Here is a 12,310-nt window from a genome sequence, read left to right as displayed (position 1 = left end):
AAACACGATGTAAATGTTCCTTTATTTTTAATAGGTCATTTGCCTTAGGAGGATTAAAACCATGCCTTTTTTACTATAAATTCTGTTCTTACGGAAATTCCCAACGTTTTCTCATCTTCCTGACTTTCATCAGAGCTCATTGTCCGATATAATCAATGAGGATTGTTAAACCATGAATAAAGGATGTTTTCCTATGAGTATATTAACCGTGAAAAACCTTACGCACGGATTCGGTGACCGTGCCATCTTTGATGATGTATCTTTTCGTCTATTAAAAGGCGAACACATTGGACTTATTGGTGCTAATGGCGAAGGTAAGTCAACATTTATGAACATTATTACTGGAAAGTTAGAACCAGATGAAGGAACAGTGGAATGGTCTAAAAATGTACGAGTTGGCTATCTTGATCAGCATACTGTTCTTGAACGCGGTATGACGATCCGTGATGCACTTAAAGGCGCGTTTCAGTATTTGTTTGATTATGAATCTGAAATGAACGAATTATTTGCCAAGATGGGCGAAGCTTCTCCTGAAGAGCTTGAAAAGTTATTAGAAGAAACTGGAACGATGCAGGATATGCTTGCAAATAATGATTTCTATGTGATTGATGCAAAAGTTGAGGAAATTGCACGCGGACTTGGGCTCGATGAAATCGGACTTGAAAAAGATGTCCAAGATTTAAGTGGTGGACAGCGTACGAAGGTTCTTCTTGCCAAACTACTTCTGGAAAAACCAGATATTCTTCTTCTTGATGAGCCAACAAACTATCTCGATGAGCAACATATCGTTTGGCTTCGCCGTTATTTACAAGAATATGAAAATGCGTTTATTTTGATTTCGCATGATATTCCTTTCTTAAATAGCGTGATTAATTTAATTTATCATATGGAAAATCAAGAATTAACAAGGTATGTTGGTGACTATGATAACTTCTTATCCGTATACGAAGTGAAGAAGCAACAAGTCGAAGCAGCCTTTAAGAAACAGCAACAAGAAATCTCTCAATTAAAGGATTTTGTTGCTCGTAACAAAGCCCGCGTTGCTACCCGTAATATGGCCATGTCGCGGCAGAAAAAGCTGGATAAAATGGATGTTATTGAAATGGCAAAAGAAAAACCGAAGCCAGAGTTTCAATTCAAACAAGCTCGTGCTTCTGGAAAGCTCATTTTTGAAACAAAGGATCTTGTGATTGGTTATGATGAACCACTATCCCGACCATTAAACCTTTCAATGGAGAGAGGTCAAAAAATTGCCCTCATGGGTGCAAATGGTATCGGTAAAACCACGCTTCTTCGCAGTATTCTTGGTGAGATCAAACCAATTGAAGGTTCCGTAGAGCTTGGCGACTATTTATACACTGGTTACTTTGAGCAAGAAATCAAAACCAGAACATCAAACACCTGTATTGAAGAAATGTGGCGAGAATTCCCACACTACAGCCAGGCACAAATTCGCGCAGCTTTATCGAAGTGCGGTTTAACAACAAAGCATATCGAAAGTAAGGTCGATGTGCTAAGCGGCGGTGAAAAAGCAAAGCTTAGACTTTGTAAATTAATGAATACAGAATCAAACTTATTAGTATTTGATGAACCAACAAACCACCTTGATGTTGAGGCAAAAGCCGAATTAAAAAGGGCTTTAAATGAATACAAAGGAAGTATTATCCTCATCTCTCACGAACCAGAATTTTATCAAGATATTGCAACCGATGTGTGGAATTGTGAAGATTGGACAACGAAACTCGTATAGAAAAAAGGCTTATCCATTTAATCGGATAAGCCTTTTTCTGTGAGCGAATAATCTGGAACTAGGATCTTCCCATTATTCTTCTTATTTACGATGGATTTAATCAGCGATTTAGTAAGGTTTTGAGGTGGATAGGGCTTAATGAGATAATCATTAGCACCTAACTCGAAACCCCGTTGCTTCTCTTCACTTACTGTAGAAACGAAGATTGGGATACCTTTCGTCCGCTCTGATTCTTTCACTGCTTTTAAAACATCCCATCCGCTCATCCGGCCATCTAACATAATATCTAGTACGATTCCTTTTGGCGTCATTTTCTCAAGAAGTTTGATTGCCGCTTCACCACTGCGACAGTGGTGAGCAGTAAAACCACTCTCGGTGATTTCCTCCATTAATAATAGCGCAAGGCTATCATCATCTTCTACAATCAATACACCCTCTTCTAGTTCCCCAGATTTCGGCTCTAGTGGCAATTTTTCTCTTATCAGAGGAAAAACAAGAGTAAATGTACTTCCTTTCCCAAGCTCTGAAGTAACTTCAACATCACCATCATGTGCTAACAAAATCTCTTTCGAAATAGCGAGCCCAAGTCCAGTTCCGCCAATTTGACGCCGATCCGAATTATCAACGCGATAAAACTTGGTAAATAGTTTAGAAAGGGCATCATGTGGAATTCCAAGGCCCTCATCTTTAATATCCACATAGAGCTGACCTTCTTCTCCCCTGAATCGTGTCACTATTTTTCCACCTTTAGGAGAGTATTTAACCGCATTACTAATGAAATTATTCATTACCTGCTTAATCTTATCAGCATCTCCAATAATTTCATGTTCATTTGTTGTATCTTCCACAATAAAAGAATGGAATTGAGAATGCACGCGATAACTATCGATCACTTCTTCTATTACTTCTTTCAAATTAATACGCTCTTTATCGTAATTCTGCTTTCCTGCTTCCATACGTTGAATATCTAGAAAATCATTAATTAAAGAGGTTAACCGCTTCGCTTCTTTATAAATCGTACTTAGATACTTCTTTTGCTTTTCAGGTTTCAGTTCTTTTGAAAGCATGAGTTCTGTAAAGCCTAGAACACTTGAAAGTGGTGTTCTCAGTTCATGACTAACTGTGCTAACAAACTCATTTTTCATTTCATCCACCTCATGTTCACGAGTAATATCACGATGAACAAAAATGGAGCCAATAAACTTGTCACCATTATATAAATGTTCATAATACATTTGTATAAAAAGCGCTGGTTCTGTATTTGTTTGATAAATCAATTCACTTTGTTTGGGTTTAACACCCGCGATAACATCATGCACGTATGACTTTACCGCATTGCGGTCATCTAAAGCTACTTGAACAAGAAATTTCGAACTCCACTCCACAAATGTTTTTTCGTTTACGCCATCAGGGAAACAAGCATCCAACATCGTACACATCTGATCATTAACGGCCCGGGTTGTTCCTTCTCTGTCTACAAGTTGAATCCCCTCTCGAATGGTGTTTAATATTTCTCTGTTTACCTGTCGTTCATTTTCGGTTGTTTCATAAAGCAAAATTTTATCTAAAGCAAGTGAAATTTGACGGGACAAACCATTGATCTCTGATACTTCTTCGGGCATGTATTCCACACCAGTTCTAGTAATACAGAGCAAAGCAACGACTTTATTATTTGAAACAACAGGGATATACAAATCATTAGAGAGAACTTTATCACCATGATATCCGGCTTCTCCGACCGATGCTGATCTTTGTACAATATGATACTGCATTTGTTGAATTGCTTTGACTCCAGGTCCATCCGTAAGATGATCAATCCACTCATGGACCTTCTCCTGACTAATGCCTAAAGACGCATAATCTTTTCCTTGATTCAGCATCACAATGATCCCTTTATCGGAACTTAAAATATGAATCATGTTCGTAATGATACTTTGTAGTAACTCATTTTTATTTAGCGTTGAGGCAAGTGAGCGGTTTAATTCATTACGATGTTCTAACACTTGCTTCTGAACGTTCATTACCTTTACATTTTCTTCAAGAGTATCTTTACTGCTTTGCAGTTCTTTGCTTTGTTCTAACAACGTTTCATTTGATGTGATAAGGGCTTTTTCGTTTTGTTGGATATTTGTGATCATTAAATTAAACGACCTGGCAAGCTCGCCAAGCTCATCTGACCTTTTTACATGTGGAACCGCTACATTTTCACCTGACGACATTTGACTAGAAGCTAATGCAAGCTCTTGTAGTGGCTTGCCAATTCGGCGAGCCATAATCCCAGCAAGGATCGTTGCAATTAAGAGAAGGAAAACTACAAAAAATACAAATAGTATTTGTAAGTTCGCTAAACGATCAATTAGATTTTGTTCTGTTGCATATATTTCATTTTCAACATCAGATACTAAATTTCTCGTTTGATCTCTTAAATTGTAGACGAGATTGCTCCCCCCTTGATTTTGAGAAAGAATTTGTAATCCCGCCGTATTGTCATTAGCTACCTGGCCTTTCGCATTCTCAAACAACTTATAGTAATTAATTAACTTATCTTGAAGATAAGTGAGATATTCTCTCTCTTCAGTACTTTCCAATTCCGGTTCTAGCTGATTGATTTTATCGACGATCGAATTCTTTTTGGCTTCGTAATTACTTAGGAAAGGCTCTTCCAAACGAAAACCTAGATACCCCCGCGCCTCGAAGAACATGTCATTTAAACTATCTTCTAGTTCAACGGCATACTGTTGCTTCTTCCTAAGGTCGACAACTTTTTTTTCATATTTATCTTCAATCGACTGACTATAGAGCCCCAATCCAACTGCTGCAATTAAAATTAGTAATAAGAATCCGCTCATAAACCAGACGAACTGACGAGACAAACTACTTTTCCATCTTCTATTCACCTAAAATATCTCCTACCATGCTAGCAAGAACAACTGGACTAAATGGCTTTGAAATAAAATAATTCGCCCCTGTACTTCTTGCAATCTCTTCATCTTTTTTCTGCGCCTTTGCCGTTAACATCATGATTTTGACATCCATATTCCCTTCAGACCGTACCTTTTTGATCACTTCAAGACCAGTCATCTCAGGCATCATGTAATCAAGCAAGACTAGATCATAGTCATTGTTGCTGATGAGCTCATATGCTTCAGCACCATCTTCAGCTTCGTCAATCTCATAGTCATCGTCTTCAAGGGTATCAACGATTAACATTCTGAGGATCTCTTCATCTTCTGCTACTAATAGTTTTAAACCCATATTTCCCCTCGTTTCTGTAGGTTCTAGTTAGAAATCTTTCTAGTAACTATATCGACCGAATTCTACTAATAATTTAGTATAGAAGAATTTATAATATCTTTTGTATTAGTTTATTGATTCTTGCCTCAAGCTCTTCGATCCTAAATGGCTTTGTAATATAGTCATCTGCACCAAGTTCTAGTGATTGAATGATATCTTTTTCTGCTTTTCTTCCCGTTAACATCATGACAGCATAATCACTAGAATCTTGCTCTTCTCGCAGTTTACTAAGTACTTCATTTCCGTCCATACCAGGCATAATGCCATCAAGAAGAACGAGGCATGGAGCACCCGTTTTATGCCATGTATCTTCGAAGAACGAGTAGCCTTCTTCATAACTTTTTACTTCTATATCATAGTTTCCATCAATGGAGAAATCACTAAGCTTAGAGGTTAGAAGATTTCTCATAATTTCATCATCATCGACAATAGCAATCCGAATGGACTTAAGTCGTTTAGACGATCCATTGTCACTTTGATAAACAATTACCTGGTCTCTTCCATTAGCTTTGGCTCGATAGAGAGCTTCATCCGCATAATTTAATAGTTGTTGATTTGAGGAAGAAGCATCTATCTCAACAACCCCAGCTGAAAATGTGACAGAAAAAGAATGATTATTTGTTCGGAACACTTTCTTTTTGAAACCTTCTAAAAGTCTCTCAAGAAATCTAGCCGCTTGATTCGAATTTGTATCGGGAAGAATCAATACAAACTCTTCACCACCATATCGTATAAATGTATCTGTATTTCGTTTTTCTTCTATGATAAATTGAGCAAGACTTTTTAATACTTGGTCTCCCATAAGGTGCCCATACTTGTCATTGACTGATTTAAAGTGATCAATATCAAAAATAATTAAAGAAGCATTTTCCCCATTTCGTACGAGATCATAGCGCATATAGTTGAGTTGACTGTCGAGGAATTTACGATTATAGGCACCCGTTAATTCATCGGTTAATACAGAGTGCACAATCATTTTCCTTTTCTCAATTTTACGATTCACTCGTAACAAGTACTCCTCTTTTTCCACGTCTAAATCGAGAAAGTCATCAGCCCCAAATTCATAGGCTTTCATCCGATTAGAATCTTTCCTTTCTGTGCTCGTTAGTATAAGAGGAATGAATTGGAGCTCTGCTTTCTCTCTCACTTCTCTTGCAACTCCACTCTCGTCTCTTTCAATTAATTGAAACTCTATGATGATGCAGTCAGGGTACATGTCATACAAAGCTGCACGGGCCTTCGATAAATCCATAGCAGCAAAGACAATGTACCCTGTTCTTTCTAAATTCTCTTTCATCTCAATTAAATAAAGGGGATTTGAATTAATGATCATAATCATTTTAGGTGCGTCGACCTCTTTATTACTAGCCTCGGGGCCTTCTTCACGAATGCCATCCATGACATTATCCAAAATCCTTATTGTCTCTTCACCGCTATAATAGCGCTCGCTTTCAAATTCAAATTGATTGAGAAGGGCTTCAGCTTTTTCAGCAGCTTTTGTATACCCAACCGTGCCTGCAGTTCCTTTAAACGTATGTAATAACTGATACAATTCTTTCTCTGTAACAGTGTCATTTCTAGTCTTTATTTCCTCATATTTCTCTTCCATATTCGAAAGGAATTTCTTCTTATATTTTTCCATCATAAAGCCTCCCCCTTGAGATCAAGAGTGAATTTTGTCGAACAACTAAATACTTTTATCATAATTTAGATTAAGTTCTCCTACAAGAAATATTGTGTCAATTTTCCATATTTTATTTAATTGGTTCAATCGCACCCCTTCCTTCTTCCCCTTCATCATGAATGAAAAATGGTTTGGTGGAAAAAATAGGATGAGGATATAAACCTATAGGGGGAATCGAATTGAACGTTAACAATACGTGGCCCGAAAAGCCTGAGCCGATTTGGCGAAACGATCATCAGCTTGAAGTCAATCCACCACTTACTGAATCTATTTCCACTGATGTCGTGATTGTTGGTGGAGGAATCACTGGTATAACAACAGCTTACCTTCTCTCAAAAGCCGGCAAGCAGGTTATTCTACTCGAAGCAGATCGGCTCTTGAATGGGACGACGGGACATACGACGGCAAAAATCACGGCTCAACATGACCTTATTTACGATGAATTATTTAACCACTTTGGTAAAGAGAAAGCGAGAAACTACTACGATGCGAACAACGAAGCGCTTCAATTTATTCGTCAAACCATTCATGATTTATCGATCCAATGCTCTTTCACAGAGGAGGATGCCTTTCTCTATACCACAACGGATAACTATGCCCGTAAATTAACGAATGAAATGAACGCTTACCGTAAATTAGGGATTAATGGGGACTTTCAGAATCAACTTCCCATAGATATCTCAATTAAAGCGGCGATTGTAATGAAAGATCAAGCTCATTTTAATCCTGTAGCCTATCTTTCTCCTCTTATACAGAAGATAAAAGAGCAGCAGGGAAAAATATTCGAGCAAACTGTCGCTGTTGATGTAGAAAAAGGATTAAACCCCATTGTAGTGACTAAGAATGGAGCAAAAATCTCATGTCAAACAGTCATCGCCTGTACGCACTTTCCATTTTATGATGGAAATGCTCTTTATTTCTCTAGAATGTATGCGGAAAGGTCCTATGTGATTGCCGCAAAAACAAAGCAACCCTATCCAGGTGGCATGTATCTAAGTGCTGATATGCCAAAGCGTTCCCTTAGAAGCTATCACGTGAATGGAGAAGATATCATTTTGTTTGGTGGTGAAAGCCACAAAGCTGGGCAAGGTCATCAAGTAACTGATCATTACCAGGCCTTGAAGTTTTTTGGAGAAGAAACATTTGGCTTATCAGAAATCGTAAATAGATGGTCAGCGCAAGATCTCTTTACGCTTGATAAACTTCCATATATAGGTCCCGTTACAAAAAACGAGCCAAACATCCTCATTGCAACCGGGTTTCATAAATGGGGAATGACGAATGGCACGGCTGCAGCCTTACTATTCCGAGACTATCTGTTAGATAAAGACAATCCTTATATTGATCTGTTCTCCCCCTCTCGCTTTCATGCAGACCCAAGCATCAAAACATTTCTTATTCAAAATACAAATGTGGCTAGTGAATTTATTAAAGGAAAATTATCGTTTACAAAACAACTTTCAGAACTTAGTAATGATGAAGCCGCGATTGTTCGAGTAAACGGGAAAAAAGCTGGTGCCTATAAAGGTCCTGAAGGAGATATCCATGTAGTTGATACAACATGTACTCATTTGTATTGTGAAGTAAAGTGGAATGAGGATGACCGTACATGGGATTGCCCCTGTCACGGATCTCGCTTCAGTATTGATGGCGAGGTGCTTGAAGGACCAGCGGATCAACCACTAATGAATTTAAAAGACGACCTTGATTAAAAAAGCCACAATTGGCTTTTTTATTTTTTCTTAAGCACCTTTTCTTTACAACTGGTCAGAATATCGCTAAACTGTACGTTATGTGATTATTTACCCAGGTAAATAAAATGACCTTTTTATTGGAGGATGTATGATTTCAACGAGCGATATTTTTCACAACTTGCATCAACAAGTTCGCTTTATCACAAAAGAAGTGAACGAATTACTTAAACAGTACCACCTCTATAGTTCTCAGTGGACCATTTTGTACTGCCTAGACCAATTTGGTCCAATGAAACAGACGGACATTTGGAAATATTTAAATGTTGAAGCTCCCACAACGACTCGCACGCTCGTGCGGATGGAGAAAAGCAACTGGATTACGCGAACAGAGGGTTCTGATAAACGAGAGCGGATTGTTCGTCTCACATCAGAAGCAGAAGATCTCTTACCAATTATCAAAGAATCAATTCAAAAATTGGAAGAATCCTTGCTTTCACAATTATCATCTGAAGAACAGGCTCATTTCTATTATCTTTTAAAACAAATTGGAGTAAAGAAAGGAGAGAGGTCAATTGTCTACTAAACAACCAATTTGGACCAAAAGCTTTTTAAACATCTCAATTAGTAATCTATTTATTTTTATCGTTTTCTATGCGCTATTAACTCTCCTTCCCATTTATGTCACTGAAGAAATTGGCGGGAGTGAATCTGAAGCGGGTCTAATTATTACAATTTTCCTGTTATCTGCCATTATTGTTCGTCCTTTTTCTGGTAGATTAATTGATCGGTTTGGGAAAAAAAAGATGCTCGTCACAAGTGCGGCTTTTTTTGCTGGAGCTTCCTTTCTTTACCCATTAGTTGATAACTATGTTGCGTTACTACTTCTGCGTTTCTTTCATGGGGTTTGGTTTAGTATTGTAACAACCGCAGCTGGAGGTATTGCAGCAGACACCATTCCACGTGATCGACGCGGAGAAGGTCTTGGTTACTTTGCAATGTCTATGAATCTAGCAGTAGTTACAGGGCCATTTATTGCGCTAACCCTTCTTCAATATGTATCATATATGACCATTTTTCTTGTATTAAGCGGGATTATGACGATTGGCGTTCTTTGCACACTTGGAGTAAAAGTAATTGAAAATAGCGTACCTGCGCCAAGTCATAAATTAACGTTCAATGATCTTTTTGAGAAAAAATCATTTCCTATTGCACTCGTTGGACTCTTCGTCGCATTCTCATATGCGAGCGTCATTTCATTTATTTCCCTATATGCAAAATCAATCGGTCTTCTTGAAGCAGCTGGCTTCTTTTTCGCCGTATTTGCTGTAGCGATGCTCGTCTCTAGACCTTTCACCGGCAGAATGTTTGACGTAAGAGGACCGAATACGGTCATCTTGCCTGCATTTGTTCTATTTGCACTCGGTCTCTTTACACTCAGCTTAACTACCGAAGCATGGATGTTACTTCTTGCTGGTGCTTTAATTGGATTAGGCTATGGATCAATTGTTCCAAGCTTTCAGACGCTAGCCATACAAGCAGCTCCTGAATCACGAAGTGCACACGCTACTGCTACGTTTTTCACCTTTTTCGATACGGGAATAGCTACGGGGTCATTTATACTTGGAATTATCGTGACAACTTTAGGATATGCCAATCTTTACATGATACTCGGTATCTTTGTTATAGGAATTTTGTTCTTTTATCAATGGATTCAAAAACAGAAAAAAGCAGAAAAACAACTTCAATCTCAAACAAATTACTAAGGAAATGCTTACCATAGCGATTTAATGGGTTGAAGTATAGTGAAAAAATAAGCTATCATTGGAGAATCTTATTTTTTCATGAGAGCGAGTTGACAACAGTGCAAGCAATAGAAGCAATAAATGAGATTCTATGGGGACCTATTATGATTTCCCTTCTTCTTGGAACTGGACTATTCTTCACAATCCGTCTTGGATTTATCCAGTTTACCGGTTTAAAAGAAGGGTTTCGTCAAACATTTGGCCCCCTTTTCTCAAAAAAGAAACAAAACGGCATTTCATCTTATCAGGCACTATCAACTGCCATTGCCGCACAAGTAGGGACAGGAAACCTAGCCGGCGTCGCCACTGCCATAGCAGCTGGTGGACCAGGAGCTATTTTTTGGATGTGGATCTCTTCCTTTCTTGGTATGGCCACGATCTTTGCCGAAGCTGTATTAGCTCAGAAGTTCCGTGTGAAAGAAAACGGGGTTGTAAAAGGTGGACCTGCTTACTATATTCGCGATGGACTAGGGAGTAAAAAACTAGCCGCTTTCTTTGCCATCGCTATTGTTTGTGCGCTTGGATTTGTCGGGAATATGGTGCAATCTAATTCAATAGCCGAAGCGTTTCAAACCGCCTTTCAAATCCCACCGCTTGTGATTGGGTTTGGTGTCGCGATTTTCATTAGTTTAATTTTATTCGGTGGGATCAATCGTATCGCCCGATTTGCAGGAAATGTGGTTCCAATCATGGCGTTACTCTATATCATTGGGGCGCTTATCATCCTTACCTTACATTTTGATCAAGTACTCCCAGCGCTATCACTTATCGTTGAATCAGCCTTCACTCCAGAATCTGCTGGAGGCGGAGTACTTGGAGCTTCTATTAAAGAAGCGATTCGATACGGGGTTGCAAGGGGATTATTCTCAAATGAAGCCGGGATGGGGTCAACCCCGCATGCCCACGCTGTGGCAGAAGTGAAACATCCTGCGCAGCAAGGATTTGTGGCCATGGTTGGCGTTCTCATCGATACCGTAATTATTTGTACTGTTACAGCGCTTGTTATTCTCGTAACAGATGGCGCAAGTTCCAATCTAACAGGCATTGAATTAACTCAGGCTAGTTTTACTAGTGGGCTCGGTGGCTTTGGTGTCTACTTTATTGCTTTTAGTTTGTTGTTCTTTAGTTTTACAACCATTTTAGGATGGGCTTACTTTGGTGAAACAAACGTAAACTATTTATTCGGTGAAAAAAGTGTGCCGTATTATCGTGCCGCTGTGCTTATCTTCATTGTCCTTGGGACTGTCTTAAACGTTCCGTTCGTTTGGCAACTTGCCGATACATTTAATGCATTTATGGTATTACCGAACGTCATTGCCCTCATTGCCTTAAGTAGCATTGTCAAAAAGTCATATAAAGAACTTTCTCAATAGAAAAAAGCGATGCAGCTGCATCGCTTTTTTTATCTTCAACTATCTAGATGGGCATTGATATTCAGACTGCGTATAAGGATATCATCGCCATTCACATCAAGAATATTGATTCCTGTATTATCTTGAAAGATACGACGATAGTTTGAAAATGGCATTCCTAAAATGCCTGCAAGAAAGAATCGAATGGTATTGTTATGAGCTACAACGAGTACGGTTTCGCCTGCGTGTTTTTCACTAACTTCCTTAAAGAAAGCCGATGCTCTCTCATACATTTCACGAGCAGTTTCACCCGTTCTGCCAGCTCTTGCTTCCCAGGGATTCGCCATCCAATTATCCCATGATTCAGGATCTTCTTTTATAAATGCTGCTTTGGATCTTCCTTCCCACTCGCCAAAATCTCCTTCATAAATCCGTTCATCTAATTGAATCGGTAACTTTCGTTCTCCTAAAATAAGTTCAGCTGTATCACGTGCTCGAATCAATGGAGATGCATATGCTCGGTCAAATGCCACTGAACTAAGAAAGTCGCCTGCATTCTTTGCTTGTGTTATGCCTTCTTTAGAAAGTCCAATATCCGTTCGCCCACAATAGACGTCTCCTGCTGCATTCCATTCACTTTCACCATGGCGTATAAGGTAAATACGCGTATGCTTTTGATCTACTTTTATATCTGAGATTTTATTAGTCAATACTTTTTCACTCTCTCCTACACT

9 protein-coding genes are annotated in these 12,310 nt (G+C 38.7%); 5 read left to right on the top strand and 4 right to left on the bottom strand.

Going from position 1 to position 12,310, the window contains the following annotated elements; translation table 11 throughout:
• Nucleotides 1-193 precede the first annotated feature (193 nt).
• Entirely contained in the window at nucleotides 194-1,750 is a 1,557-nt protein-coding gene (locus PQ511_RS15690; protein ID WP_273852844.1) for an ABC-F family ATP-binding cassette domain-containing protein, read from the top strand.
• 17 nt (nucleotides 1,751-1,767) lie between these two features.
• Here PQ511_RS15690 and PQ511_RS15685 read toward each other — a convergent pair whose 3' ends face one another.
• From PQ511_RS15685 to PQ511_RS15675, 3 genes are all read right to left on the bottom strand, one after another.
• Nucleotides 1,768-4,647, bottom strand: coding sequence for an ATP-binding protein (locus PQ511_RS15685; protein ID WP_273852843.1), 2,880 nt, complete (start codon nucleotides 4,645-4,647; stop codon nucleotides 1,768-1,770).
• Nucleotides 4,640-5,005 carry a response regulator gene (locus tag PQ511_RS15680; RefSeq protein ID WP_273852842.1) on the bottom strand — a complete coding sequence of 122 codons (366 nt, stop codon included), beginning with the start codon at nucleotides 5,003-5,005 and terminating at the stop codon, nucleotides 4,640-4,642. The genes PQ511_RS15685 and PQ511_RS15680 overlap by 8 nt, the downstream gene beginning before the upstream one ends.
• Nucleotides 5,006-5,093: 88 nt before the next feature.
• The gene (locus tag PQ511_RS15675; protein WP_273852841.1) at nucleotides 5,094-6,686 is read right to left on the bottom strand and encodes a diguanylate cyclase; all 1,593 of its coding nucleotides are present in this window, start codon (nucleotides 6,684-6,686) and stop codon (nucleotides 5,094-5,096) included.
• 221 nt (nucleotides 6,687-6,907) lie between these two features.
• Between PQ511_RS15675 and PQ511_RS15670 the strand changes: the two genes are divergently transcribed.
• The 4 genes from PQ511_RS15670 to PQ511_RS15655 all read left to right on the top strand — a co-directional run bounded on the left by PQ511_RS15670 (nucleotide 6,908) and on the right by PQ511_RS15655 (nucleotide 11,597).
• Nucleotides 6,908-8,440: an FAD-dependent oxidoreductase gene (locus tag PQ511_RS15670; protein ID WP_273852839.1), complete on the top strand. Its 1,533-nt coding sequence runs from the start codon at nucleotides 6,908-6,910 to the stop codon at nucleotides 8,438-8,440.
• Nucleotides 8,441-8,570: 130 nt separating this feature from the next.
• The gene (locus tag PQ511_RS15665; protein ID WP_273852838.1) at nucleotides 8,571-9,005 is read left to right on the top strand and encodes a MarR family winged helix-turn-helix transcriptional regulator; all 435 of its coding nucleotides are present in this window, start codon (nucleotides 8,571-8,573) and stop codon (nucleotides 9,003-9,005) included.
• Entirely contained in the window at nucleotides 8,995-10,185 is a 1,191-nt protein-coding gene (locus PQ511_RS15660) for an MFS transporter (protein ID WP_273852837.1), read from the top strand. The genes PQ511_RS15665 and PQ511_RS15660 overlap by 11 nt, the downstream gene beginning before the upstream one ends.
• A gap of 98 nt (nucleotides 10,186-10,283) precedes the next feature.
• Entirely contained in the window at nucleotides 10,284-11,597 is a 1,314-nt protein-coding gene (locus PQ511_RS15655; protein ID WP_273852937.1) for an alanine/glycine:cation symporter family protein, read from the top strand.
• Nucleotides 11,598-11,632: 35 nt separating this feature from the next.
• On the opposite strand, the gene PQ511_RS15650 is transcribed toward PQ511_RS15655, so the two are convergent.
• Nucleotides 11,633-12,286: a histidine phosphatase family protein gene (locus PQ511_RS15650; protein ID WP_273852835.1), complete on the bottom strand. Its 654-nt coding sequence runs from the start codon at nucleotides 12,284-12,286 to the stop codon at nucleotides 11,633-11,635.
• Between the last annotated feature and the right edge of the window lie 24 nt (nucleotides 12,287-12,310).

This window comes from Guptibacillus spartinae (genome assembly GCF_028610625.1).
Taxonomy (GTDB): domain Bacteria; phylum Bacillota; class Bacilli; order Bacillales; family Guptibacillaceae; genus Guptibacillus; species Guptibacillus spartinae.
The sequence above is the reverse complement of the archived record's forward strand: the minus strand, read 5'-3'. Positions and strand labels throughout refer to the sequence as shown.